This window comes from Paraglaciecola aquimarina, from assembly GCF_032464635.1.
In the GTDB taxonomy this organism is placed as follows: domain Bacteria; phylum Pseudomonadota; class Gammaproteobacteria; order Enterobacterales; family Alteromonadaceae; genus Paraglaciecola; species Paraglaciecola aquimarina.
This window is the reverse complement of the sequence record NZ_JAWDIO010000002.1, coordinates 3,149,867-3,175,282: the sequence shown is the minus strand read 5'-3', so window position 1 is coordinate 3,175,282 and position 25,416 is coordinate 3,149,867. Positions and strand designations below refer to the sequence as shown.

Below are 25,416 nucleotides of genomic sequence, written 5' to 3'. Positions count from 1 at the left end.
AGCAACCATTAATACCGTGTCGTTACTCTCTACTTGCAAAGTCAGCATGCTATCTTCGCTAGCTAGAATACTCAGTAGACAATCTTACTGCTTTACTCACTCCAAGACGTAGCCCATGACTTCCCTGCCTGTAAAGTTTTCAAATCTATTTATGCCAATCTGTGTAGTGCTAATTAGTAGCCTACTTTGGTGGTACGAGCCGTTAAGCAGCGAATATCTAGCATATAATCGAAATGAGATTAGCGATGGGCAGTGGTGGCGCATTCTGACAGGACATTTTCTACATACCAATACTAACCATTTACTCTTAAATTTAGCCGGACTCATTTTACTTTGGGCCTTACATGGAAGTTACTTCTCTTATCGTACTCTGATGGAGTTAATACTGCTTTGCATTGGCACCAGCTTAGGGATCTCATTTGTTCGCGCCCGAACTAGTTTGGTATGTGGGCTTATCTGGCGTATTACACGGATTGTTTATTGTTGGTGCCTATAAAGACATAATCAATCACATGTACAGTGGCTGGTTGCTGCTTATCGCCGTTTGGATAAAAGTACTTTATGAACAGTTTTCAGGCCAAAATCAACAGGTAGCCTCGTTAATAGATGCAAATGTCGCTATAGACGCCCATTTATTCGGTTCGATTTCAGGGGCTATCATTGTGGTGTTTTTTAGCTTTTGCCAAATATATATAAAACTCAACAAACGTAGCTAAGTCAATTTGCAAGGGGTAGGCGGCTAGTTTACTATTTTGCTTTTGCTGACCTAACGACAATGGCATAAGATTACCTAAGTGATGGATAAGCAGTATCGTTTAAGCTAACTAATATCAATATAACTCAAAGATTTAATGTGTCTTGTAAAAATAACCTCAGTTAAATGTTCATTCGGTGACGAAATTGTGCGTGTATAGCAAGGCGGATTGTCCTACGTATTAACGTGTTATTGCCAGACAATCCAACGCCGCTAGATAGAAAAAGAGCGTTATCGATAGGTTCGGCTTATCCAGAAATACAGGTTAAATTGTAAAAAACCTAAACTCTGTTGTTACGCGCTAGTTAAGGGCTTAGCGAATGCCTGTAAAATCCCTAGTATTTTCAATTAAAATCAAATAATAGATTAAAAAACGCACATTTAAGAGTTATCATATACGTAACTCAGTTACCTACGTCAATAATCAACCGAGTTTTAAAAAAGTTAAGTTTTCATTATGGAAAAGAGAGAATCATATGGCCTTTAAAAAACAGTACTTGAAATCAAAAGAGATTTGTAAAGTTACATTCAAATTGTCATCAGCAGAAGCAAAAGATGCAGAAAAAGTTTGTTTAGTTGGTGAGTTTAATGAGTGGGATAAAACATCTTTACCCATGAAAAAACTTAAAAATGGCGGATTTACTGCAACAGTAAATTTAGCGAAAGATGCAAAATATCAGTTCAGATACCTATTAGATGGCGAGTCATGGGAAAATGATCATGATGCGGACGAGTACTTGCAGTCTCCAGTATCTTTGGAAGAAAACTCTGTCGTTATCGTTTAAACGTCAAATAAGTACAAATGAAGCCAAGGTTTAGACCTTGGCTTTTTTGTAGCTGAGATCGGAAGTAAACTTCACATATAATAAATTAATTTAATATTTAAATTTATAAAACATATGAAAAACGATTCACAAACTAACTGAAATCAGGTTAATCTAGAATTTTAGATTGGCTGAAGAATCAATATGGTTACAAACTTGTTTAAGTGTTTCACCTTTGTTTTTGCTTTATTTAGTATTAGTTTCAACCTTTTCGCTAAGACAGAACAACCCAATATAATTTTAATTATTGCAGATGATCTTAGCTGGGATGATATTGGTGCTTATGGTCACCCCAATATACACACGCCTAATTTAGACAACATGGCAAAGGAAGGAATGCGTTTCGACAGCGCATATCTGACCGCAAGTTCCTGCAGCCCTAGCAGAGCTAGTATGCTCACCGGGCGATATCCCCACAATACTGATGCTGAACAGTTACATTGGGACCTACCATTGAGCCAAACCACATTTGCAGAAGTACTAGGTGCAACAGGATACTGGACAGCTGCCGCGGGTAAATGGCATCTTGGAGAAAAAATTAAACAACGATTCGACTTAGTGAAAGAAGCGAAATATGGTGAAGGTTCGCTTTCGGGTGCTGGAGAATGGTTAGATTTATTAGACGAACGTCCACAAGGGAAGCCGTTCTTTTTATGGTTAGCAGCTTGGGATGCGCATAGACCTTTCTTTCAAGGAGCTCATCCTTACAACCATAAACAGCAAGATGTTCGCCTTCCACCATATTACCCACCAACTGAGTTGTTTATAGATGATTTTGTCGCTTACTATGACGAGATTAGTCGGTTTGATGCTAATGTTGGAAAAGTGCTAAAAAAATTACAACAACAAAACGTTGTTGAGAATACCCTTGTATTAGTAGTCTCAGACAATGGACGCCCTTACGCAAGAGACAAAACGACATTGTTTGATTCTGGGGTAAAAACGCCCATGATTGCTTATTGGCCAAACGGCATTGCAAAAGGCAGTGTGAGCAATAGTATTGTCAGTTCTATCGACATTTCAGCCACCTTTTTAGATCTTGCTAGTGCTAAAAAACCCAACACTGTCGAAGGAAAGAGTTTTCGTAGATTGTTTGAAAAGCCCGACCAAGTGTTTAGACAATATGCTATATCAGAAAGAAATTGGCATGACTTTGAAGATCACGGCCGTTCGATCCGTTCCCAGCGTTTTCGTTATATACGTAACAACTACAACGACCTCCCCCTACACCCAGCGCCGATACGGTCTATCATAAAACGTGGTGGGAATTAGGTAGATTGTACGATGCAGGTTTGCTTAATAAGCATCAATCTAGACCATTTATTGCGCCCCGAGCAAAAGAAGAGCTGTACGATCTTCGCAATGACCCGTATGAGTTAAATAATTTGGCAGACTTCGGGCAATACCAAGATGAATTGATAAGACACCGTAAAGCGCTAGATTCGTGGATTAAAGAAAGCAATGACTTCATCCCAAGTGTACGAACTTTGGATGATTTTGACCGAAGAACAGGCGCTTATGCACCACACAGATTACGCCCACGCCCGACAAAAATGGAGCAGTACGGTAAATCTGGCGCTTATTGATTTTACAGATATAAAAGCTTGTTAGTTTTTTGAAGCTGCTAACAAGCTATTCTTGTAAAAAATAAATACTCAGCAGTTAAAAGTCAGTACAATTACTGCAGATATTTGACCTAAGAACATTTACATGCGCAGTATTCATTATCAATTGTATTCGGACGACACTGAAAAACCTTGGATATTATTAATTCACGGCTTATTTGGTAGCGCCGATAATTTATCGGGTTTACGTAAATTATTCACTGGCAGTCATCAAGTGCTGTCGATAGATTTGCCTGACCATGGAAAATCAGCATTCACTACTGGCTTTAGTTTTACCTCATATGCCGAAAAAGTCGTCGCGCTATTAGCCCATTTAGATATTCACAAGGTGGATGTGCTAGGACACTCATTAGGTGGAAAAGTGGCTATGAGCATGGCCCTGTCCTTCCCCAATTTAGTTAGCAGTCTAGTGGTATTGGATATTGCACCGGTGCATTATGCCCCGCGTCATCAATTAGTGTTTGACGGATTAAATAGCATCAATCTAGATACACTGAGCAGTCGTAAAGAGGCCGACTTGCTGCTGGCAACGCATATTAGTGAATCGTCTACTCGTCAATTTTTGTTAAAAAGTTTGTATAAAGACAATGAGCGCTGGAAATGGCGTTTTAATCTTGACCTGTTGCAACGAGAATATCACTTACTATCAGAAGGCATTAAGGCGAGCTCCACTTTTGATAAACCTGTTCTGTTTATTAAAGGTGGGAAATCAGATTACTTACTACTCGAACATAGGTCAGCAATAATAGCACTATTCCCTAACAGTCAATCAAAAGTCATACCAAACGCAGGACATTGGTTACATGCACAAAACCCTACCTTATGTTATAAATTTGCGTATTCTTTCTTAAAGGTTAGTAACAATCTCTTATAAACGCTCTAAAATTCGCCCCTATTCAAACAAGGGATTATTACGCTTTTGTATTGCAGCTAGTTGTCTTTTAGCGTTGCTAGGTAGCGTTGGGGCGCGTGCGCAAGCAGCCTATAGGTTTGCCGTAATCAGTCCAGGAACAGCCCCTTACCTATATCTAGATCAAGCTTCTAAAAAATATGAAGGGGTAATAGTTGATATCGTCAAACATATGTCCTCATCTTACCCAATCGAGGTGACGTTTATTGATTCAAATAGAAATAGAATTGAACATTTAATACAACAAGGGGATGTGGATGCTTTTCTATCAAGTGCAGATTGGTTAGATAACACCCAAAACTTGCTCTCTTCTGAACCAATAATCACCCATAAAAGTTACATTTATCAACTAACGCCATTTGAAAACACTAAACAACCACTACTTAAACCCATCATCTGTACTCGAGTGGGCTATGCCTATCCGGCTTTAAATATTGCAATCCGCAATAAAGAAGTACAAAGAATGGATTCTGCTACGCAACTAAACATGATGAATATGTTAAAGCAAAAAAGGTGCGACCAAGCGATAATGAATAATCACAACGCCAACGTAATTTTGTCTTCGGCATCATTTAAATCCGTCAAAATATACCGCTCTCCTACCCCAATAGACAGCACCAAAATGGCAATCTTTTTTAGGCGCGATTTGCATCATTTTAAACGAGCAATTGATAACTCTATCAAGCTAATGCAAGCAAACGGTGAGATTACAAGCTCAATTCATCGACATGAATTAGCGAACATTCAAGATTAAACTGATGAGTTTACGTCCCTAACAATTTTCATGTGAAGGACACTATGTTAATATGCCGCGATTTTTATTTTAGAGTAGATCTAATCCATGTTAAGTGAACATTATGAATTAATTGAAACGATAGGTTTAAACCTATGTTTAGCTGGATTGTTCATTTTGATGACATATGCAGTGTACGATATTCTTAAGAAGAACAATGTCCCGTTGTTGGGTAAAATAGTGGTATATTTTGTCTTATTTTTGGGTGCTGCAGGATTTATTTTTAAAGGTATTATGCAATTGTTTGTAGGTGAATAAGCTTACTAAAGTAAAATTGTTAAAGTAATTAATAAGTGAGGAAAAAAAGCTAATGGCAAGTGTGGGGTTATTTTTCGGCAGTGATACTGGCAATACAGAACATATTGCTAAAATGATCCAAAAAGAATTGGGCAAGAACTTAATTGAAGTTCGAGATATTGCGAAAAGCAGTAAAGAGCAAATTGCTGAGTTTGATTTATTGTTGTTTGGCATTCCAACATGGTATTACGGTGAAGCCCAATGTGATTGGGATGACTTCTTTCCTGAATTGGAACAGATTGATTTTGAAGATAAACTCGTCGCTATTTTTGGTTGTGGTGACCAAGAAGATTATGCCGAGTATTTCTTAGATGCCATGGGTATGGTAAGGGATATAGTTGAGGCTAAAGGCGCAATTTTAGTCGGTCAATGGCCAACCGAAGGTTATGACTTTGAAGCGTCAAAAGGCATGGCGGATGACGATCACTTTGTTGGTTTAGGCATTGATGAAGACAGACAACCTGAGTTAACGGATGAAAGAGTTAAAGCCTGGTGTAAACAAATACAAGAAGAAATGTGTTTGGCCGAACTAAGTTAACTAATTAATATTTAAATGAAATTCTAAGGGGATTGTATTCTCTTAGAATTTTGAAATAGTTGTTAAAATTGTTGAATCAGCCCTTTCATTAGACGCTAACTACCCTATAATGTCAGCATAAATTATTTGAAAGTAAGTCAATGGAACAAAATAAAGAATTAAAAAAAGCGGGACTTAAAGTAACTCTACCTCGCTTAAAAATCTTAGAAATACTTCAATTACCTGAGAATCAACATATCAGTGCTGAAGATGTTTATAAAAAACTAATAGATCAAGATGAAGATATTGGTTTAGCCACTGTTTATCGGGTACTGAATCAATTTGATGATGCGGGTATTTTGAACCGCCATCATTTTGAAGGTGGCAAATCAGTTTTCGAAATTAGTCATAAGAAACACCATGATCATTTAGTGTGCCTAAATTGCGGGAAAGTAATTGAGTTTGAAGATGAAATCATTGAAAAACGCCAAGAAGAAGTAGCTCAACGCCACAATATGACTTTGACCCATCATAGTTTGTATCTTTATGGGCATTGTAAAGAAAATTGCGACGATTAAATAAACTATACATTCGAAACTAAACCGCTGTCTTAGCGGTTTTTTTAGCCTCAATTTCGTTACCAACTATCCGCTTTGTCTGTGTCAGATTGCTTTGCTTCTACCCAGTTGTCTCCATTCTCACTGGTCTCTTTTTTCCAGAACGGAGCCTGAGTCTTGAGAAAATCCATAATATACTCACTCGCTTGAAACGCTGATTGTCGATGTTGACTGGTTACACCTACCATAACAATTTGCTCATTCGGATTTAACTGCCCTACTCGATGTATAATAGTAATACGCCCCAGAGACCACTTCTGTCGCGCTTTAATGAGAATGTTGCTCAGTGATTTTTCTGTCATTGCAGGATAATGTTCCAAGAATAACCCAGTTACATGGCCCTTCTGGTTAAAATCTCGCACCAAGCCGATAAATGTAACTACAGCACCATCTGTAGAATTATTCTTTCGCAAACGTTGGTATTCACAATTAAAATCGAAGTCTTGGCTCTGAATACTAATTTTATCGTTACTATGCAAACTAGCCACCTGTTACTGGCGGGAAAAACGCCACCTCGTCGTTATCCCTAATTTTACATTCTTCGCTAGCCATCTCTTGGTTTACCGCCACTAAAGCCCGTCCATGTTGCAAAAATTCTGCCCATTCAGAGTGATGTTCCTGTAAATGACTCCGGAGATCGGCTACGGTCATGTGTTCATGCCTAAATTGAGATGTTTCAATAGTCACCTATAGTCAAGCTTCAAACGTTCTTTTAGTTGACCAAAAAATAATACTTTTAGCATTGCATCCCCTCTACTTGCCAATCACCACTTTTTCCACCTTGTTTTTTTAAGACACGTATTCCGTCAATTTCCATTAAGGGATCAACTGCTTTACACATGTCAAACAAGGTTAGAGCAGCTACACTGACTGCCGTTAGCGCCTCCATTTCAACACCCGTTTGTCCTGCCAACTTGCACAATGCTTGAATTCTTACTTGCTGCGTACTGTCTAAAATTTCAAACTCTATTTGGACTTTAGACAGCATTAAAGGGTGACAAAGAGGTATCAATTCACTACATTTTTTCGCACCTTGGATCCCTGCAATTTGTGCCACAGACAGCACATCACCTTTAGCGTGTTGGTTATCTCTTAACATAGAAAAAGCTTGCTTAGACATTTTGATAAAACCTTCGGCTACTGCTTGGCGTTGTGTGACATTTTTCTCGGTTACGTCCACCATATTCGCTTTACCTTGGTCATTGATATGCGAGAACTTAACATTTTGACTCATTTATTTATCCTCTACTTGCACAACAAGTGCTTACATTTTTAGGTGAACAACAAAGTTACATGGTCTATGGGTTGAGTCTAATTGCTGCTGTAAAATTCCCTGCCAAGCAGTCTTACACGCGCCAGTAGACCCTAGGCATACAAAATATAGCGGTACCATTTGCCATTCCTGCTAAAGCTCTAGACTGCACAGTTGAGGTGCCAATCTCTAAGTAAGAAATGTGTCGAAATAACTCTCCAAATCCTTCAATACTCTTATCAAATAATGGCTTTACTGCTTCTGGAGTGGTGTCTCTCGCTGTAAAACCAGTGCCGCCGGTGACTAGCACAACTTGAATGTCATCAGATGCAATCCAATTCGAAAGCTGTGCTCTAATTTTAAATTTATCGTCAATTACAATTTCTCTTGCCTGTACTTGGTGGCCATCTTCGGTGGCTGCAGCAGCCAAATACTGCCCAGAGGTATCATTTTCTTCCGTCCGTGTATCTGACACAGTCAGCACAGCTACTTTAAGTATTTGTTTATCCGTAGAAATTTGTGAGGCCATTTATTTACCTTTAATGGTTAGAGACTCATAATGGGCTTGCCATTGTTGAGGAGTATTAATATTAATAAGTGTAGAAAAATTTTTTACTGGTATTTGATTGGCAGAAAAAAGCGTCAAGATATGTCTCATCGATAGTTGTTTATTTTTAATGGTACTATTCGCTCTATAGTTGGTAGATAAATGGCCATCTAAATAACTTAACAATTCTTCATTTTTGGGTATATAGATGGGAAATTGATGATGTTCAAAGCTACAGATGACGCTCTTTTCTCGACCTTCAATAATTAAACACTCTAGCTCGTCAACCGTAAGCGCAGGCATATCTACCGGTACGAACAACATTTCGTTTATGTCGGGTCTAGCCTTATGCAAATAATTAAGCACCGCGTGGATACCTGATAAAGGTCCACAATTAGGATAGATATCTCTTATCCCATTTTGATGTTGCACACCACTTACCCATACTTCAACTTGCTCTAAATGACTTAAAAGTAGTTGGCAATTGTTAAGTAAGGTTAGTGCAGAGTTGGGTAAAGCAAGTAAACTCTTGTCTTGCCCCATCCTGCTAGACTGACCTCCAGCCAGTACCACCCCAGCTAACATAAATTCACCCTTAACCGCCTAACATAGCCAAATGTTTGGTGCCACCGGTATAACCATCTTGCAACCAATGGGTGGCTTCTTTATTTGAAAGTAAATGAGTGAGTTGTTGCTGCAATGCTCTGCTATCTGCTGACTCTAATGTCTGCCTAATATCTAAACCTTTATCTGCAAATAAGCACAGATGCAATTTGCCTACGGCAGATACCCTAAGTCGATTACACGTTACGCAAAAATCATTACTGTAAGGCATGATCAAACCAATTCTTCCCTCAGAATCGGGGTGATAAAACTCTTGGGCTGGACCAGCAGTTCTGCTTCTTATAAGTTGACTCCAGCCATTTTCGAGTAATTGTTCTTTGAGAGGTAATCCAGAAATGTGATTTTGTTTGAAGAAATTAAGGTTGTCTCCAGTTTGCATCAACTCGATAAACCGCAAACTAATAGGGGTAGATTTAACCCAAGCTAAGAACTGATTAAACTCGGAGCCATTGTATTGTTTCATTAAAACTACGTTCACTTTAACGGTTACGCCTAAAGCAAGCGCCTTGTTAATGCCAACTAAAATAGAGTTTAACGCGTCATAACCAGTAATTGATTGAAACATACGAGGATCTAAACTGTCGATACTCACATTTAGTGAGTTAAGGCCTGCTGCGACCCAACGGTCAATATCAGTTTCTAACTTGTAACCATTGGTCGTCATAGCCACATGCTCAATACTAAGGCGTATTAGCACAGTTTGCTATGATTTCAGTAAGATCTTTGCGCAGCGAAGGTTCACCGCCTGTAATTCTGACTTTGCTGGTGCCTAAGGCCGCAAACCCATTTACTAAGGTTTTTATTTCTTTCACTGACAGAAAATTTCTATCAGTATCACATGCATAACCGTCTGGCAGGCAATAGTCGCATCGAAAATTGCACACGTCTGTGATAGACAGCCTTAAATAGTGGAAACGGCGTCCAAATTTATCTTCTAACATACTGTGTTTAACACCTTTCCAAATTTAAACACCAACCATTCGGTGTTTACGGGAGGCTGCTCGATTTCTCTTACAACCCAGGTAAACTTAATAAGCAATAAGTTTACGGCCAAAACACCATCTCTATGTGAATTAGGTCAATTGGCTCGGAGTTTTAAATAACCATACAAAACAATTGAATGGCCTTGGTATATATTTGTATCACATAATTGCTAAGGAGTAATGTAAAACCCTATGGATGTTTAACGCTTTAGCAGCACAGTCTCACAAAAAACCGCTTCGACAAGACGGCTTTTTTACCTCGTTGTAACCTAAAACACTTTGTATTAAGGTAAATTAATTATTCTTGGCATATAAGTTGAACCATTATAGGTACCTTAAGGAATTTTTGGCCAAAAAGCAGGCTAATACAAAGGACTAAAATAGGAAATTAAACATATGTTAACAGAAACTTTTATCCGTGATCATAAGCTGCCAAAGGCCTTCGCAACGATAGCCAATGATTTTTATATCCCTTTGGCGAATAAAATATTTTCGCACCAAAAAAGTGCAAGCATCCCCTACTTTGTAGGCATCAATGGTTGTCAGGGGTCGGGAAAGTCGACATTATCTGAGTTCTTACAAGTATATTTACAATCTGAACATAACTTATCTGTCGTTGTTATGTCACTAGATGACTTCTATTTTAGTCAAGCCGACAGAGAAACGTTAGCGACAGACATACACCCGCTATTTAAAACTAGAGGCGTGCCCGGTACGCATGATACCTACCTTATTAAACAAGCATTACAGAAGTTACAACAACAAACCCAGTCAGTTACGATACCTCGTTTTAATAAAGCAACGGATAACCCATTCCCGACGGAGGAGTGGACAGTAATAGATAGACAAGTAGACGTGGTGATATTTGAAGGGTGGTGTTGGGGAGTTAATGGGCAAGACGAGAGTGAATTGACCATGCCAGTGAATGAACTGGAAGCCATTCAAGATAAGCAACTAGTTTGGCGTAGGTATGTGAACTCAATTTTAAAACGTGACTACCAACCTTTGTATGAGTATATGAATTTGTGGGTTATGTTTGAAGCCCCGTCTTTTGCCGATGTTTATGCTTGGCGTTTAGAGCAAGAGCAAAAACTAGTAGAAAAATTAGCCGGAAAAGTAACAAGTGGCGTAATGAGCCCAGCTGAAATTAAGGACTTTATACAGTATTACCAACGTTTAACGGAACATAGCTTTAAAACGTTACCAAATACATGCGACCACTTATTCACCTTAGACTCTTCTAGAGCAATAATTAGCTACCAAAGAAAAGGTCAACAATGAAAAAACAACATATCATTTTTACGGATTTAGATGGCACCTTACTTGACCACCATTCATATAGTTTTGCACCAGTGGTATCGATTCTTGATAAATTGCAACAAGAAGGAATTCCTGTTATTCCTAATACCAGTAAAACCTTTGCTGAACTGGTGGAAATTAGAGGAGCGTTAAAGCTGACGACCCCTTTTATTGTTGAAAACGGAGCGGCTATTTATATTCCCACCCATTTTTTCCCGCAACAACCGATTGGCACAATAGAAAAATCCGGGTACTGGCTTAAAGAATTTTCACCTCGAGTTGAACATTGGGTTGGCGTACTGGATACTTTACAAGCTGCATTCTCTGAAGAGTTTGAGCACTTTTCTAGAATGAGCGTAAAACGAATTAGTGAAGTCACTGGCTTGTCCGAACACGACGCAGAATTAGCCGCCACTAGAGAATATGGTGAGCCAGTTAATTGGCTTGGCGATCAAGCGTCTAAAACGTTATTTATTCATGCCCTTGAAGAGGCAGGCGCCACACCGTTGCAAGGTGGTCGCTTTTTACATGTGTCAGGTTATAGCGATAAAGGACAAGCCCTAACATGGCTACTAAATGAATACCAAAAGCAACATCCCGATAAACAATGCGACTCTATTGCCTTAGGCGACGGACAAAATGATGTAGCTATGCTAGAAGTGGCAAGTTTAGCTATACGCATATTATCACCAACGACACCGCCACCGGAGTTAAAACGCACCAACAAGGTCATTACCAGTCATAACTTTGGACCGACTGGATGGGCTGAATGTATCGAAGCAATTTTATTCAAGCAGTAACTTAGGTTATTACTAATTTTAGATTTATCAATGGAGACAACATGGCTGATTTTTACCAAAATGGCATAGTCACAACATTACACAATTTATCTGAGCGTCCTACCGAGGAACTAGAGCAGGAACTTTTATCCTTCTCAAAAAAACGACCAATGGCGTTAATACTCCCCTCATTATTCTCTGAGTTAGAGGGGGAAGCTTTACCCAATATTATCGAGCATATTAGTGGTGTCCCCTACCTATCTCAAATAGTGATAGGTCTAGACAGAGCAGATCAAGCCCAATATCAACATGCGCTAAAATTTTTCGGAAAATTACCTCAAGATCACAGGATCCTATGGAATGAAGGGCCTAGATTACAGGCATTAGATGCAAAATTGGAAGCATTGGGCCTAGCCCCTAAAGAGTTAGGTAAAGGACGCAACGTCTGGTATTGCATGGGTTATGTATTGGCGACTGGTAAGGCTGAGTCAGTAGCATTACATGATTGCGACATTTTAACTTACGATAGAGGTCTATTAGCCCGACTGATTTACCCTGTAGCTAACCCACAGTTTAATTATGAATTTTGTAAAGGATATTATGCGCGCGTTGCAGATGGAAAGATTAATGGTCGAGTTTCCCGTCTACTGGTTACCCCACTTATTAGAGCATTGCAAAAAGTAGTCGGACATAACGATTACTTAGAGTACATGGACAGCTTCAGATACCCTCTAGCTGGCGAGTTTTCATTTAGACGAGACGTATTAAATGACATTCGTATTCCAAGTGACTGGGGATTAGAAATTGGTGTGTTATCAGAGATGCAACGAAACTACTCTAATAATCGATTATGCTAAGGCTGATATTGCCAAGAATTACGATCATAAACATCAAGATTTATCTGCTGACAATGATCAAGGTGGCTTATCTAAAATGTCTATCGATATAACCAAGGCCCTGATTCGAAAACTGGCGACGCAAGGCGAAACCTTTTCTACCGAATCCTTCCGTTCACTTAAAGCAACCTACTATCGTATAGCATTAGACTTTGTTGAAACCTACAACAACGATGCAATGATGAATGGCCTCAAGGTCGACATTCATAGCGAAGAGAAAGCCGTAGAACTCTTTGCTGAAAATATCATGAAAGCCGGTGAAAGCTTCTTAGACCACCCAATGGAAACCCCATTTATTCCAAGCTGGAATCGAGTGGTAAGTGCCATTCCAGATATACTGGAACAACTTAAAGATGCAGTAGAGCAAGACTACGAAGAATTTAAACAAGAATAAGTAAACGTTAAACAATAAGGGTTAAAGTATGTCTTCCATTTTTGAACAACTAAGCGTTAAAGTTGAGCATCACTTAGATGTAATCTATCAAGGGGTAGATTTAAATATCTCAATTAAAGCGTTGTCAGAGCAGTTGCTGGCAAGTATGAGAATTCATAAGCCAGAACACATACTCGAACCCAAACCCCACCATAACAATTGGGATCAACAAGACGTTTTGTTGATTACCTATGGTGACAGTATAGAAAAAGCAGAGGAGAAACCGCTGCATACTTTGCACACATTCCTCAATGAATATTGTCAGGATGCCATCAACAGTGTGCATATCTTACCGTTTTTTCCTTATAGTTCAGACGACGGGTTTTCAGTAATTGACTACTCTAGTGTCAATGAATCGTTAGGAAATTGGCAAGATATTGAAGCTATTACCAAAGACTATAGACTGATGTCAGATGTGGTGATTAACCATTGCTCATCTCGTAGCGCTTGGTTTTCTAACTTTATAAAAGGCGAAGGCCAAGGGCACGATTTTTTCTACACGGCCACGCCGGATACGGATGTTAGTAAGGTTGTGCGACCACGAACATCCGATTTACTGCGCCTAACCGTCACCGCCAATGGTGAACAATACGTTTGGTGCACCTTTAGTCACGACCAAGTTGATTTTGATTTTACCAATCCTAATGTTCTAGACACCTTTGTTTCTATCATTCGTCAGTATTTAGATGCTGGTATACGCATATTTCGATTAGATGCCGTCGCATTTTTATGGAAAGAGTTAGGTACTAGTTGTATCAACTTAGAGCAAACCCACGAAGCCGTGCGATTATTGCGCACCTTGATTGAACATGCTGTAAATGATGCGGTAATCATTACCGAGACAAACATTCCTAATAGGCAGAATTTAACCTATTTTGGAAATGCTAATGAAGCCCACGGTATATACAATTTTTCCCTACCTCCACTGTTAGTCAACTCACTGGTTACTGGATCATGTAAACATTTGAAAGCTTGGCTATGCAGTATGCCCCCCGCTCAGAATGGTACATTTTTCTTCAACTTCATAGCATCACATGATGGCATAGGGCTAAGGCCAGCTGAGGGATTGTTAGCAGACAAAGAGCTCACTACTTTGGTCAACACTATGCAAAATTTCGGAGGTAGGATCTCTTGGCGTCAAGCAGAAACAGGTGAACAGAAAGCCTATGAAATTAACATTGCCCTATATGATGCTTTACAAGGGACAGTAAAAGGCCCAGATAAATGGGGATTAGAGCGCTTCATATGTGCCCACGCAGTGATGTTTGGCTTAGAAGGCATACCAGGATTATATATTCATAGTTTACTTGGAACGGGCAACGATTATGAAAAGGTCAAAAATACCAGTCAAAACCGCTTCCATCAATCGTCATAAGTGGGATTATGACGTACTGAAAAAAGCGTTAGATACACCAGAAAGTCAGCATGCAAAAGTGCTTAGCAGAATGCGGGAGTTACTGAACATTCGTAAGTCACAGGCTGCATTCCATCCAAATGCAACACAGTTCACATTGCAACTTGGGGAGCAACTGTTTGGCTTTTGGCGTCAGAGTTTGAACCGTAGGCAAAGTATTTTTTGTATCCATAATATGTCAACAGAGCCACAAACTATGCGTTACAGTGACTTAAATCTTATCGGAACCGATAATTGGACCGATTTGATAACCAAGCAAACTTTGGATCTGGATGACCTTGAGTATGAATTACAACCCTATCAAAGTATGTGGATATCGAACGTTGTTAACTAGCTATGTAGTTAAATGGACCAACCCATAGGTGTTAATCCAAAAATGTGAGATCAATCAGCCAACCTTTCAGGCTCAATTTTATTGTGCACTGAAGGTTGGTCGTTTGTGGTCACTGTCTCTCAGCAACCTCATCGTAAGTATATGATTGTTATTTAAAAATCATAATAGAGCGAAATAATGTAGTCAGTTAGTAACGTTTTTTAGTAAATTACTTACCCAAATCATCACTTCACACTAAAGAAAATCCTTAATTCATTGATTATAAAGGATAATAATCTTGTGGCACGGCTCTTGATATACCTAGTCTATAAGTTGGCTTAAGCGTAAGTTACAGGCTAAAGCTCAACTTATTTGTTAATCAAATTAGACTAACCGCTAGGTTATAGTTTTTGAATCGAAGTGACGGATTTAAAGGCTATATCCATCAATTCAATTTATGGAGAATCGAAAATGACTAAATTTGTACTAGTACTAACCACTACCTTATTTTCTCTGGCTATTACCGCTCAAGAGCCAGAAAACAAATTCCATCCGTTAGATGAAGACAAAGATGGACTGATCAGTATTGAAGAAGCGCAAAAAGATGCTTTTTTAAGCAAGAACTTTCCATTATTAGATGTGGACGGCGATGGGTACTTAAGCGCAGAAGAATTGGCGACCGAAGTCGATATTGAGCAATAGCCTAATCATTCCCCAAAAATACCAAACGTTGACGTTTGGTATTTTTTTATCTGATTAACTAACTTCGACCCCACTTGAAAAGTTGTAAATCAAGGCATTCATTGAAAGGAGTTATTGCTAGTTAACGGCCTTTACGCCATTATTTCTCTACATCCACGTTTCGGTAGAAAAATAATGAAAGCAACATCTATCATCTTTGCCTTATGTTTAGTTAGTTCTACTAACAACGCAGCTCAAAATACGTCACAAGAACCTAACAAGTTAGACTTCGTCAATCAGCAATTAGCGACACAAAAATTAAATGAGTTACTAGCGATCAGCACGCCAGAATTAATCAACGCGCAGGCAGAATACTATCGTAAACTACATCAAGCGTTAATCAACAATGGATTTAGTGAAGAGGATGCGTTGAAAATTGTGTTAGCCAAGGCATCAAGCAATAAATAGCTGGTGTTTACGATATAGTGAGCCTGGCTATTGAGCAGGCTCACACTGGCCCTAATCTAACTGACGCAACCAGTATTCTTTTATTTCTTGAGGTAGGAAACTTGCGATGAAGCCGTTACGAACCAATTGCCTTAAGTGTGTTTGTTGGATCGATAAGCTGTCAATTAAACTATAGAAATTTTCGTTTAAGTAGCCGCCAAAATAACTTGGGTCATCAGCATTAACTGTTACCAATAGCCCCCTTTCCAATAATTGTAGAATATTATGCTGTTGCATATCTGAAAACACTTTAAGTTTTATATTGGACAAAGGGCAAACTGTAAGTGGTAATTGTGACTCAATTAGAAAATCGATCAGTTTTTCATCCTCAATACTTCTGACACCATGATCAACTCGCGCCACGTCCAATGTTTTAATAGCGGACCAAATATACTCTGGAGGACCTTCTTCTCCCGCATGAGCCACCCGTTTGAAGCCAAGCTCTTTAGCTTGCTGAAATACTCTTTGAAACTTCTCTGGTGGGTTGCCCAGTTCGCCACTATCTAAACCAACTGCAATAAAGTCATCATAAAAAGGCTGCGCTTGCTGTAAAGTTTGAATCGCACTGTCTTCACTTAAGTGGCGTAAAAACGACATGATCAAATAGCAAGATTGCCCCCACTCTTTTTTAGCCTGCGCTATTGCACGTTTAAACCCAGTCATAAACACAGCAAATTCAACGCCTCGCTCGGTATGGGTTTGAGGATCAAACATTAGCTCACAATGCACAATGTTCTGCTCTTTACATTTTAATAAATAACGCCACATTAGTTGATAAAAGTCTTCTTCATCTCTTAACACCGACGCACCTAAATAATATAAGTCTAAAAAGCTCTGTAGATTATTAAAGTTATACGCCTCTTTAACTTCTTGCATTGTTGTGCAAGGTAAATTCACCTGATGCTTTTTTGCTAGGGACATCATAAACTCAGGCTCTAACGTCCCTTCAATATGTAAATGCAACTCAACTTTTGGTTGGCAATCCAGCCATTGCATCATTTGTAATTTTGTCATCTTGTCCTGCTTAATTCGCTATTTTATGTTTATATCATGCACCAATATAAATCAATCAACGCTATATTGGTGCACATTAAATAAGGGTTGCTGAAAATAAATTGGTATATTTGCTACCTTCAGTGTTATTAATGACCCGTTACTATCAATATTAAGCTAATACAGCATAAATCACACCAATCATTGACCAATTGGTCAGGAACTTGCAGAAACACCTTAAGCACAATAAAAGAGTACAAAAAATGTCTGATCTTTTAGAACAAATCTTTAAATTAAAAGCACATGGAACAAACCTAAAAACTGAGTTTATCGCTGGCTTAACGACTTTTGCCGCAATGTCTTACGTACTCGTTGTAAACCCCAGTATTTTAAGTGCGGGAGGCATTCCGATTGAAGGTTTGATTACAGTCACCGCCATTGCTGCTTGTCTAGGCACGTTAATCATGGCCCTAATGACCAATTATCCGGTGGCGATGGCCCCGGGTATGGGACTAAATGCATTCTTTGCATTTACTATTTGCTTAACCCGAGAAATACCATGGGACGCCGCACTAGGTATCGTTTTTTGGAATGGTGTTATTTTCTTGCTGTTGTCAGTAACGGGTATTAGAACAAAAATTGCTGATGCTATACCCGCTGCATTAAAAATTGGTGTGCAGTGCGGTATAGGACTATTTATTGCGTTTATCGGGCTTAAAAATGCAGGACTTGTAGTCGATCACCCTGCTACATTCGTCACCATAGGTGACCTCTCAGATCCTGCAACCATGTTGGCTTTAGTGGGGGTCTTATTAACCATTGTGCTTGTTATTAAAAAAGTCAGTGGCGCAATCTTAATATCTGTTATTGTCTTAACGGTTGTAGGCACCTTGATACCAACAGAAGACGGGTTCTTAACGCAACACACCGACCAATTTTTTGGTATGCCAGATAGCATCAGTACAACATTTTTAGCTATGGATATTATGTATCCAATCAATAACATTGCAGAAACATGGGATCTCATTTTTGCCCTACTGTTTGTCAATATGTTCGATACTATAGGAACATTAATAGGTGTGTCTCGAAGAGCGAATCTTTTAGATGCCAATGGCAAATTACCTAAAATGGGTAAAGCCATGACTGCTGACGCTACAGCAAGCTTGGTGGGAGCTGCAATAGGTACATCACCAGTCACATCTTACGTAGAGTCTGCTGCGGGCGTATCTGCAGGTGGACGTACCGGCCTAACTTCGCTATTTGTCGCGCTTTGTTTTGTCGCTGCACTCTTTTTAACGCCTGTCATGAAAGTGATCCCTTTGATGGCTACCACGCCTGCATTGATTATGGTGGGGATTTTAATGATGGAGTCTTTTAGGCAGTTAGACTTTGATGATCTAGCCTCGCTAGCAACAGCCACTGTTGCACTGTTAGCGATGCCACTCACCTTTAGTATTAGTGAAGGCATCGCACTAGGCTTTATTACTTATGTTGGTGTTATGGTGGGGACAGGTAAATACAAGAAGGTAACGGTTATTACATATTTAATGGCAGCGGTGTTTATTCTTCGATATGTATTGGATTTAAAATAACTCAGCAAACGACATATGCCATGTATGAACAAGATCTAGTATCCTTCATACATGGCAATCAATAGACCTATTGCTAGGTTGCAATGTATGTCGAATACATGGGTTTAGATTTTATACTCAGGCGGCACGGATAAACCACAGCCAGTAAGAATAAATGTCACTAAATTTTTGGTGGCGACCTTATAATCAGCCTTATACATCACTTGCCCTCTTAATTCGGTGATTTGTGCAGAAAAATCAGAGTAATGCTGAGTCGTAGCCCAAATATGAAACAATAAGGCAAACGGGTCCGTAGGCGGCAATTTACCCTTATCTATCCATTGTTGTATTACAGCGACTCTGCCTTGCATCCACTCTTTATGTTGTACTCTAAAAAATTGACTTAAGTTAGGGGCATTATTGATAATTTCTAAGGCAAAAATTTTAGACGCTTCTGGCCTAGTGCGAGATATTTCCATTTTATCAGCAATATACTTAGCCAATACCAACGCTGGGTCGTCGTCACTAGTCGCATTGTCAAAATCACCATTCCATAAACTCAAAATATCTTCGAGTAAGGCTAAATATAAAATTTCCTTGGTTTTGAAATAATAAAGAACGTTGGTCTTAGGTAACCCTACTCTGTCGGCGATCTTTTGAACCCTTGCGCCTTTAAATCCATGTAATGCAAATTCCTTTTCTGCGGCACTAAGTATTTTTTGCCTATTTAGTTTAGCTATATTTTGTTCTTTCGATTTCATTATTTATGCAACTTATTAAATTACGCTAAAACACTTTTAACTGTGATGTTATAGCTATTGTTCAAACTTAACATAGGCTCATGCAAGAATTATGAATAATATTTGAGAAATTTATATTTTTTATTAAGACTGTTATTTTACCTAGCCTAGCAAGGATTACGCGTAACCAAAACTAGCAGACGCAAACTCGCGAGCAAGCTAAAGAACCCATAAAAATATGGGTTCTTTATATAACTTAATATAAGAAAAACGAACTTATTGGGTTACAACAGACACAGCTTTTTATAAAGCTCTGCATCTAATATTGCACCTTTGTGTTGCACTACTTGCCCAGCGACATGCGCCGCGAGTGTTAACGCTTGTTCAGGAGTGCTGCCTTCAATTCGTTTACCAATATATGTACCAGCAAATGAATCTCCAGCGGCTGTCGAATCAACTTGGATTGGCGCAGGTTTAAAGGGCTGATGAACTACCAGTTCATTCTCTACATAAACAAACGTACCTTGTGAGCCACACTTAATCACTAGTTCGTTTGTTGCATATTGCTCAAAGTACTTCGCCATTTGTTGGTGATCTTCGTGACCAAACATCACTTCATGATCTTCAAGACCTGGTAAGATTAAATCAGACAAACTATAAGCTTTTTCTAACCACAATAAAGCATGATCAAGAGAGTCCCATAATCTGGGTCGATAATTAGGGTCAAATGCAATTTTACAGCCTTGCTTAGACATGGCTTCGATACAATCAATAAATTTACCTTTGTCTTCATCTGACAAAATAGCCAAGCTGATACCACTAAAGTAAACCATTTGATATTCTTTGGCAGCTGCCAATAATTTATCTACATCCAAGTACTGCATCATTTTGCTGGCTGCAGACCCTTTACGCCAATACGAAAAACTCCGCTCACCAGAATCGTCCGTATGGATTGCATAAATACCAATCTCGGCTTGATCTGTTTCAACAAGCAAACTGGTATCTATACCTTCAGCTTGCCAAGTTGCCTTCATTTTTTGGCTATATGCATCCACTCCTATCGCCGACAAAAAACTAACCTTACTATTTGTTAAACAACGTTTCGCATAAATAGCACTATTGTATGTATCTCCGGCAAAAGAGCGCTGCAAATCACCATTTTCAGCACTGCTTAATTCCATCATACACTCGCCAATCACTAACAAACTTTGCATCACTAAACTAAACTCTCCCATGGTATTTCTTTAGACTGTAATACAGAAAGCAACTTATTATAAGCCTGAGTTAATGAAGTTTTAAACGTTTTATCGGCTGACAACTTATTGCCAAACACTTCTTTTACACTCAAAAATTGCGCAATGTCCTGCTCTGCGTCGTCGGTACAGGCTGCAGCTATGGCTAATAACTTATCAGCCAAAGGATCGACTAACTGCTCTTGTTCAATATAACGTTTACGAATAAACAAGCACCAGGCCGCAATCGCAACGCTTAGTGACTCGATTGGATTACCGTCAGCAATATTTTGCTCAATTATTGGTAATATACGCATAGGCAGCTTTTGAGAGCCGTCCCACGCAATTTGACTTAATAAATGACGTATAGCAGGATTTCGGAACCGCTTCAGAATATCAGCACTGTAAGCAACCACATCGAGCTCTTTAGGTGCAGTAAACGAAGGCACTATCTCGCTTTCTATCATTTTTTGTATAAACTTCACCAAACCCGCTTGTTGCATTGCGTCATTAACGGTTTCGATTTCGGCCAACACCCCTAAATATGCCATACTCGAATGTGGGCAATTGAGTAAACGAAGTTTTGCGTTTTCAAAACCAGCAACGTCTGAAGTAAAAGTCACGCCCGCCTCTTTCCAAGCTGGTTTATCAGCAGGTAAGCAATCTTCTACAACCCATTGAACAAATGATTCACGTTTGATAGGCCAATTGTCTGTTATAGATAACTGCTCAGATACTTGTTGTCTTAACGCGTCATCAGTTGCAGGCGTTATAGAGTCAACCATAGAGCAAGGACAAATTAAGTTGTCTTCTAACCATATGGCTAAATTAGCGTCTACTTGCTGTGCATATTGAATCAAAGCGTTTCTAAGCTTTTTACCATTGTCAGTTAAATTGTCACAGCTCATGGCACAGAAAGGTGCAATACCCGCTTTTTGACGTGTCGCCAAAGCTTCAACCAAGACCCCAATTGCAGAGCACGCTTGCTGTTCACCTGATAAGTCTTGTTTGATATCGGGATTATTTAGATCTAAATTACCTTCACTATTTAAACAATAGCCTTTTTCAGTAATCGTCATCGTGACAAATTTCGTTTTTTCTGAACTCAATCTAGCTTGTAATGCTTGATATTGCTCCTTAGCTATTAGTACCTCTTGTATTGACCCTACCACTTCATAAGAAGTATCAGCGTCTAACACCGCGACTGTATATAAACCATCTTGTGGGTTTAGGGCTTCGCTTACTCCGGCTGAGCGCATAGAAACACAAGAAATCCCCCAATCCCCACCCGCTAATTGCATGGCAGTATGAGTATACCAAGACTGATGACCCCGAAAGAAAGCACCCGGTCCAATATGTACAATACCAATTTCAGGGTTATGCCCATTCAAACGATATTCAGGCACTGACACACCATTATCTTGTAAACTATTTAACGAATCTTGGTTCAGTTGCTTCACGTTCATTGTCCTTGTTTTAAATTTGACTGTATTTTACTTTATAGCAGGGATAAATAGCATCAGCTTTACCCCGCTACGGTGATATAAATAATTGCTTTTTGTTAGTTGCTTTTAGAATTTTTTTATTTCGAAGGAAAAATCTACAACAATACAAGGCCCTCTGTAATCCTATTATTGGCTGCCAGCTGTTCTAACCTAATGAATTTACGTGTCGCCCCGCAAAAATCAAGCTCGAATCTACCCCTTTAAAAAATGTAAGTGAGTAGCGATTAATAGACCTTATTCTACAACCACCCACCAATCAAATAAAAAAATAGAACTTCATATGTAAATTTTAATTGCAAAAATGGGGCTTTTGAACGTATAGTTGATATGTTAAAACTAGGTTAACTTATAAGTAAGAAGCGATTATGAAACAACTAATACTAAAAACTGTAAAATCCGCAATAGCAATTTCAATAGCAGTATCGTTAGCCGGATGTGGCGGTAGTAGCGCACCTTCTAAGGAAGAAACGAAAACCAGCATCAGTAAAATGGACACAAGCGCTAAATTAGCTGAAATTAAGAAGGTAGCGAATCAAGGTCCGTATAAAGCAAATTTTAAGTCTTTTACTCAGTACCAAATTCCAGATTGGTATCAAGATGCTAAATTTGGCATTTTCATTCACTGGGGAGCATATTCCGTTCCTGCACATAATGGTGAATGGTATCCACGTAAAATGTATTTGCAGAATGAAGAAGAATACACTTATCACAAAAACAAGTTTGGCGACTAGGCTGAATTTGGTTACAAAGATTTCATTCCTCAATTTAAAGCAGAAAACTTTAACGCAGATGAGTGGTTAAAGATTATCAAAGATTCTGGTGCTAAATACATTGTGCCTGTAGCTGAACACCATGATGGATTTTCAATGTACGATAACTCCTATACACGTTGGGACTCAGTTGAAATGGGACCAAAACGCGATATTATTGGGGAGTTAAAGAAAGCCACAGATAAAACAGATATTCACTTTGGATTATCGAGCCATAGAGCTGAAAACTGGTGGTTCTTTGGTGGTGGTCGCAAGTTCCCGTCCGACGTACAAAATGAAGAATATCGTGACTTATATGGTCCAGCAGCAGATCGAGAAGAATCTGAAAACGGCTTAACCCCGCCAACCCAAGAATTTATGGATGATTGGTTACTTCGAACAGTTGAAATAGTCGATAAATATGAGCCTGAGTTAATTTGGTTTGATTGGTGGATGGCATCAGAGCCTTTCCATAAACATGTTGAAGAATTTACTGCTTATTACTATAACAAAGGCGTGAATTGGGAAAATATGCCTGCTCTGAATTATAAAGATCATGCGGAAATGCGTTCATTTATCCCAGGTTCAGCCGTGCTAGATATTGAACGAGGAGGCATGACAGATATTTATCCTCATTTTTGGCAAACAGATACCTCGGTTTCAACCTCGTCGTGGGGATATGTGACCAACCACAAATATCGCAATGCTAACTCTCTCGTTGATGACATGATTGATATCGTTAGTAAGAATGGCTCTCTATTACTAAATATTGGCCCTAAGCCTGATGGCACAATCCCAGAAGCTGAAATTAAACTATTGAGTGAGATTGGCAACTGGCTAGAACTAAACGGTGAAGCAATTTATAACACCCGTCCATGGGAAGTATATGGCGAAGGTGAGACTTATGTGCCCGATGGCAAAAACTCAAATGACGCAGAAAAAAATCGAAAAGACTTCAATGCCAGCGACATTCGTTTTACCAAAAACGGCGAAACAGTTTATGCCACTATGCTAGCTTGGCCAGGTGATAACAAAGAAATCACCATTAAATCAATTAAACCTAAATTTTATCCTAATAAGATTGCCAAAATCACTATGTTAGGACACGAGGGAGATTTAGCGTTTGAACAAACAGATGAAGGCTTAAAGGTTACCTTGCCCGCTAGCTCTCCTTCACAATACGCACAAGTTCTTAAAATTACCCACTAAATTTTAGGGCACTTCTAAATGACAAAAACCGCCACATTTGGCGGTTTTTTTATAATTTATAGACCTTCGTTCAATCTCCCCTAATAAGACACCCATCAATCTCCCCTAACATTTCCCTAATTAGACACCCATAATTAAGTTCGACGAATTAGCAATTTGAACTAGACTGTTGACTAAGGATTTAACCAAGGATGATCATGATGCCTCAGTCACGAAAAAGCCAAATCAGTTTATCAGACACCCCATTTTATCATTGTGTTTCTCGTTGTGTGCGCCGTTCATTCTTGTGTGGCGTTGACCATTATTCAGGGCAAAATTATGAGCACAGGCGGGCTTGGGTAGAGGAGCGCTTGTTATTTTTGTCTTCGGTGTTTGCCATTGATATTTGTGCTTATGCGGTGATGAGCAATCACGTACATGTGGTGTTGCATGTAAATGTAGATAAGGCGCTAAATTGGTCGAATAAACAGGTATTAGCGCTGTGGCATACGCTCTATAAGGGGACGTTGTTGACCCAGAGGTTTATGCGAGATGATGAGCTAACAAAAAGTGAAATGCATACTCTTGCAGACACCATTGCGGTTTATCGCCAGCGTTTGCACGATATCAGTTGGCTCATGCGCAATCTCAACGAGCACATCGCCCGAGAAGCCAACAAAGAGGACGAGTGCACTGGCAGGTTCTGGGAAGGGCGGTTTAAATCACAAGCTCTGTTAGATAACAGAGCTCTACTAGCCTGCATGGCCTATGTGGATTTAAATCCCATTCGCACAAAAATAGCGACAACCCCTGAAAACTCCCATCACACCAGCATTCAAAAACGCATTCACGCGTTGAAAACTAACCAACACCCACCCCACACGCTGTTGCCATTTGTGGGTAATCCTAGGCAAAACATGCCCAAAGGCATTTCATTCTCATTAAAAGATTACTGCGAACTAGTGGATATAACAGGCCGTGTCATTCGCGAAGATAAACAAGGTCATATCGCCACCACCCAACCAGCAATATTACAAAGATTGGGGCTATCAGATGCACAATGGCTCACCCTTACCACAGAGTTCGAACAACACTTTTGTTATGCCGTTGGCAGTGAACATTTAATGCGAAACTTCAGCCTACACACACAACATCAAAAAATACGTGGTTTAGGCAAGGCAAAGCTCCTACTTAAAAGCGCTTAGTCTCTACTCAACATCCCTTACATACTTTGATCATCGCTGATAAGAATCGACACGCCTGATATTTCAAAACACATCAAGAAATCATGTCACTACACCTGTCAACATCATCAATTTGCTATTCCAATGAGCAGTTTTAGCCTAATTAGTTTGTTAGAGCCGTTTAATTGA

Annotated in this window: 24 protein-coding genes, 5 pseudogenes and 1 riboswitch; of the genes and pseudogenes, 19 read left to right on the top strand and 10 right to left on the bottom strand. The window is 39.3% G+C overall.

Annotated elements, in window-relative coordinates; all coding sequences use genetic code 11:
* Nucleotides 1-419 precede the first annotated feature (419 nt).
* The 9 genes from rrtA to fur all read left to right on the top strand — a co-directional run bounded on the left by rrtA (nt 420) and on the right by fur (nt 6,298).
* Nucleotides 420-716 (top strand): rhombosortase, encoded by a 297-nt coding sequence (gene rrtA / locus RS130_RS15770; RefSeq protein WP_316026715.1) that lies wholly within the window; start codon nt 420-422, stop codon nt 714-716.
* A 514-nt stretch (nt 717-1,230) separates the two neighbouring features.
* A complete protein-coding gene (locus tag RS130_RS15765; protein WP_316026714.1) occupies nt 1,231-1,539 on the top strand; it encodes an isoamylase early set domain-containing protein in 309 nt (102 codons plus the stop codon).
* 183 nt (nt 1,540-1,722) lie between these two features.
* Nucleotides 1,723-2,850 (top strand): sulfatase family protein, encoded by a 1,128-nt coding sequence (locus RS130_RS15760; RefSeq protein WP_316026713.1) that lies wholly within the window; start codon nt 1,723-1,725, stop codon nt 2,848-2,850.
* Nucleotides 2,851-2,855: 5 nt separating this feature from the next.
* Entirely contained in the window at nt 2,856-3,164 is a 309-nt protein-coding gene (locus RS130_RS15755; RefSeq protein WP_316026712.1) for a hypothetical protein, read from the top strand.
* 124 nt (nt 3,165-3,288) lie between these two features.
* Nucleotides 3,289-4,077: an alpha/beta fold hydrolase gene (locus RS130_RS15750; RefSeq protein WP_316026711.1), complete on the top strand. Its 789-nt coding sequence runs from the start codon at nt 3,289-3,291 to the stop codon at nt 4,075-4,077.
* A 73-nt stretch (nt 4,078-4,150) separates the two neighbouring features.
* Nucleotides 4,151-4,867: a substrate-binding periplasmic protein gene (locus tag RS130_RS15745; protein ID WP_316026710.1), complete on the top strand. Its 717-nt coding sequence runs from the start codon at nt 4,151-4,153 to the stop codon at nt 4,865-4,867.
* A gap of 87 nt (nt 4,868-4,954) precedes the next feature.
* The gene (locus RS130_RS15740) at nt 4,955-5,164 is read left to right on the top strand and encodes a DUF2788 domain-containing protein (protein ID WP_316026709.1); all 210 of its coding nucleotides are present in this window, start codon (nt 4,955-4,957) and stop codon (nt 5,162-5,164) included.
* Between the two features lie 52 nt (nt 5,165-5,216).
* Nucleotides 5,217-5,741 (top strand): flavodoxin FldA, encoded by a 525-nt coding sequence (gene fldA, locus RS130_RS15735; RefSeq protein ID WP_316026708.1) that lies wholly within the window; start codon nt 5,217-5,219, stop codon nt 5,739-5,741.
* A gap of 140 nt (nt 5,742-5,881) precedes the next feature.
* Entirely contained in the window at nt 5,882-6,298 is a 417-nt protein-coding gene (gene fur, locus RS130_RS15730; protein ID WP_316026707.1) for a ferric iron uptake transcriptional regulator, read from the top strand.
* A gap of 59 nt (nt 6,299-6,357) precedes the next feature.
* On the opposite strand, the gene moaE is transcribed toward fur, so the two are convergent.
* The 6 genes and pseudogenes from moaE to moaA form a co-directional block, all read right to left on the bottom strand.
* Complete coding sequence (gene moaE / locus RS130_RS15725) at nt 6,358-6,816, bottom strand: molybdopterin synthase catalytic subunit MoaE (RefSeq protein WP_316026706.1); 459 nt, start codon at nt 6,814-6,816, stop codon at nt 6,358-6,360.
* Nucleotide 6,817: 1 nt separating this feature from the next.
* Nucleotides 6,818-6,988 carry a MoaD/ThiS family protein gene (locus RS130_RS15720; protein WP_316026705.1) on the bottom strand — a complete coding sequence of 57 codons (171 nt, stop codon included), beginning with the start codon at nt 6,986-6,988 and terminating at the stop codon, nt 6,818-6,820.
* 85 nt (nt 6,989-7,073) lie between these two features.
* Nucleotides 7,074-7,571 (bottom strand): cyclic pyranopterin monophosphate synthase MoaC, encoded by a 498-nt coding sequence (gene moaC, locus RS130_RS15715; protein WP_316026704.1) that lies wholly within the window; start codon nt 7,569-7,571, stop codon nt 7,074-7,076.
* A gap of 30 nt (nt 7,572-7,601) precedes the next feature.
* Nucleotides 7,602-8,118 (bottom strand): annotated as a pseudogene (gene moaB / locus RS130_RS15710) (molybdenum cofactor biosynthesis protein B).
* Complete coding sequence (mobA, locus tag RS130_RS15705) at nt 8,119-8,721, bottom strand: molybdenum cofactor guanylyltransferase (protein WP_316026703.1); 603 nt, start codon at nt 8,719-8,721, stop codon at nt 8,119-8,121.
* 10 nt (nt 8,722-8,731) lie between these two features.
* Nucleotides 8,732-9,701 (bottom strand): annotated as a pseudogene (gene moaA / locus RS130_RS15700) (GTP 3',8-cyclase MoaA).
* Nucleotides 9,697-9,865, bottom strand: a riboswitch (molybdenum cofactor riboswitch). It overlaps the preceding pseudogene by 5 nt.
* A 274-nt stretch (nt 9,866-10,139) precedes the next feature.
* Here moaA and RS130_RS15695 point away from each other — a divergent pair.
* The 6 genes and pseudogenes from RS130_RS15695 to RS130_RS15670 all read left to right on the top strand — a co-directional run bounded on the left by RS130_RS15695 (nt 10,140) and on the right by RS130_RS15670 (nt 16,026).
* On the top strand, nt 10,140-11,024 hold the full coding sequence (locus tag RS130_RS15695; RefSeq protein WP_316026702.1) for a kinase: 885 nt from the start codon (nt 10,140-10,142) through the stop codon (nt 11,022-11,024).
* A complete protein-coding gene (locus RS130_RS15690) occupies nt 11,021-11,842 on the top strand; it encodes an HAD-IIB family hydrolase (protein ID WP_316026701.1) in 822 nt (273 codons plus the stop codon). Before RS130_RS15695 ends, RS130_RS15690 begins: the two co-directional genes overlap by 4 nt.
* A 41-nt stretch (nt 11,843-11,883) precedes the next feature.
* Nucleotides 11,884-13,111, top strand: a pseudogene (locus tag RS130_RS15685) (glycosyltransferase family protein).
* Between the two features lie 28 nt (nt 13,112-13,139).
* A pseudogene (locus RS130_RS15680) lies at nt 13,140-14,898 on the top strand (sugar phosphorylase).
* A gap of 450 nt (nt 14,899-15,348) precedes the next feature.
* The gene (locus RS130_RS15675) at nt 15,349-15,579 is read left to right on the top strand and encodes a hypothetical protein (RefSeq protein WP_316026700.1); all 231 of its coding nucleotides are present in this window, start codon (nt 15,349-15,351) and stop codon (nt 15,577-15,579) included.
* A 174-nt stretch (nt 15,580-15,753) separates the two neighbouring features.
* Nucleotides 15,754-16,026, top strand: a complete 273-nt coding sequence (locus RS130_RS15670) for a hypothetical protein (RefSeq protein WP_316026699.1) — start codon at nt 15,754-15,756, stop codon at nt 16,024-16,026.
* A 51-nt stretch (nt 16,027-16,077) separates the two neighbouring features.
* On the opposite strand, the gene RS130_RS15665 is transcribed toward RS130_RS15670, so the two are convergent.
* Entirely contained in the window at nt 16,078-17,079 is a 1,002-nt protein-coding gene (locus RS130_RS15665; protein ID WP_316026698.1) for an adenosine deaminase, read from the bottom strand.
* Between the two features lie 242 nt (nt 17,080-17,321).
* Here RS130_RS15665 and RS130_RS15660 point away from each other — a divergent pair, with 242 nt between their 5' ends.
* The gene (locus tag RS130_RS15660; protein WP_316026697.1) at nt 17,322-18,650 is read left to right on the top strand and encodes an NCS2 family permease; all 1,329 of its coding nucleotides are present in this window, start codon (nt 17,322-17,324) and stop codon (nt 18,648-18,650) included.
* Between the two features lie 104 nt (nt 18,651-18,754).
* Here the strand turns inward: RS130_RS15660 and RS130_RS15655 are convergent, their stop codons facing one another.
* From RS130_RS15655 to RS130_RS15645, 3 genes are all read right to left on the bottom strand, one after another.
* The gene (locus tag RS130_RS15655; protein ID WP_316026696.1) at nt 18,755-19,390 is read right to left on the bottom strand and encodes a TetR/AcrR family transcriptional regulator; all 636 of its coding nucleotides are present in this window, start codon (nt 19,388-19,390) and stop codon (nt 18,755-18,757) included.
* A gap of 263 nt (nt 19,391-19,653) precedes the next feature.
* Nucleotides 19,654-20,604, bottom strand: coding sequence for a sugar kinase (locus tag RS130_RS15650; RefSeq protein ID WP_316026695.1), 951 nt, complete (start codon nt 20,602-20,604; stop codon nt 19,654-19,656).
* On the bottom strand, nt 20,586-22,061 hold the full coding sequence (locus tag RS130_RS15645; RefSeq protein WP_316026694.1) for a mannitol dehydrogenase family protein: 1,476 nt from the start codon (nt 22,059-22,061) through the stop codon (nt 20,586-20,588). Before RS130_RS15645 ends, RS130_RS15650 begins: the two co-directional genes overlap by 19 nt.
* Before the next feature lie 410 nt (nt 22,062-22,471).
* On the opposite strand from RS130_RS15645, the pseudogene RS130_RS15640 reads away from it, so the two are divergent.
* The 3 genes and pseudogenes from RS130_RS15640 to RS130_RS15630 all read left to right on the top strand — a co-directional run.
* Nucleotides 22,472-23,698, top strand: a pseudogene (locus RS130_RS15640) (alpha-L-fucosidase); the annotation flags it as partial.
* A gap of 63 nt (nt 23,699-23,761) precedes the next feature.
* On the top strand, nt 23,762-24,064 hold the full coding sequence (locus RS130_RS15635) for an alpha-L-fucosidase C-terminal domain-containing protein (RefSeq protein ID WP_316028081.1): 303 nt from the start codon (nt 23,762-23,764) through the stop codon (nt 24,062-24,064).
* Between the two features lie 200 nt (nt 24,065-24,264).
* On the top strand, nt 24,265-25,248 hold the full coding sequence (locus RS130_RS15630; RefSeq protein ID WP_316028080.1) for a transposase: 984 nt from the start codon (nt 24,265-24,267) through the stop codon (nt 25,246-25,248).
* The last annotated feature ends 168 nt before the right edge of the window (nt 25,249-25,416 follow it).

What these genes read in the sequence shown, in the direction of transcription:
- RS130_RS15765 (WP_316026714.1), top strand. Translation starts at nt 1,231, where the DNA reads ATGGCCTTTAAAAAACAGTACTTGAAATCAAAAGAGATTTGTAAAGTT.
- RS130_RS15760 (WP_316026713.1), top strand. Translation starts at nt 1,723, where the DNA reads ATGGTTACAAACTTGTTTAAGTGTTTCACCTTTGTTTTTGCTTTATTT.
- RS130_RS15750 (WP_316026711.1), top strand. Translation starts at nt 3,289, where the DNA reads ATGCGCAGTATTCATTATCAATTGTATTCGGACGACACTGAAAAACCT.
- RS130_RS15740 (WP_316026709.1), top strand. Translation starts at nt 4,955, where the DNA reads ATGTTAAGTGAACATTATGAATTAATTGAAACGATAGGTTTAAACCTA.
- fldA (WP_316026708.1), top strand. Translation starts at nt 5,217, where the DNA reads ATGGCAAGTGTGGGGTTATTTTTCGGCAGTGATACTGGCAATACAGAA.
- fur (WP_316026707.1), top strand. Translation starts at nt 5,882, where the DNA reads ATGGAACAAAATAAAGAATTAAAAAAAGCGGGACTTAAAGTAACTCTA.
- RS130_RS15720 (WP_316026705.1), bottom strand. Translation starts at nt 6,988, where the DNA reads ATGACCGTAGCCGATCTCCGGAGTCATTTACAGGAACATCACTCTGAA.
- moaC (WP_316026704.1), bottom strand. Translation starts at nt 7,571, where the DNA reads ATGAGTCAAAATGTTAAGTTCTCGCATATCAATGACCAAGGTAAAGCG.
- mobA (WP_316026703.1), bottom strand. Translation starts at nt 8,721, where the DNA reads ATGTTAGCTGGGGTGGTACTGGCTGGAGGTCAGTCTAGCAGGATGGGG.
- RS130_RS15695 (WP_316026702.1), top strand. Translation starts at nt 10,140, where the DNA reads ATGTTAACAGAAACTTTTATCCGTGATCATAAGCTGCCAAAGGCCTTC.
- RS130_RS15690 (WP_316026701.1), top strand. Translation starts at nt 11,021, where the DNA reads ATGAAAAAACAACATATCATTTTTACGGATTTAGATGGCACCTTACTT.
- RS130_RS15675 (WP_316026700.1), top strand. Translation starts at nt 15,349, where the DNA reads ATGACTAAATTTGTACTAGTACTAACCACTACCTTATTTTCTCTGGCT.
- RS130_RS15670 (WP_316026699.1), top strand. Translation starts at nt 15,754, where the DNA reads ATGAAAGCAACATCTATCATCTTTGCCTTATGTTTAGTTAGTTCTACT.
- RS130_RS15665 (WP_316026698.1), bottom strand. Translation starts at nt 17,079, where the DNA reads ATGACAAAATTACAAATGATGCAATGGCTGGATTGCCAACCAAAAGTT.
- RS130_RS15660 (WP_316026697.1), top strand. Translation starts at nt 17,322, where the DNA reads ATGTCTGATCTTTTAGAACAAATCTTTAAATTAAAAGCACATGGAACA.
- RS130_RS15655 (WP_316026696.1), bottom strand. Translation starts at nt 19,390, where the DNA reads ATGAAATCGAAAGAACAAAATATAGCTAAACTAAATAGGCAAAAAATA.
- RS130_RS15650 (WP_316026695.1), bottom strand. Translation starts at nt 20,604, where the DNA reads ATGGGAGAGTTTAGTTTAGTGATGCAAAGTTTGTTAGTGATTGGCGAG.
- RS130_RS15630 (WP_316028080.1), top strand. Translation starts at nt 24,265, where the DNA reads ATGCCTCAGTCACGAAAAAGCCAAATCAGTTTATCAGACACCCCATTT.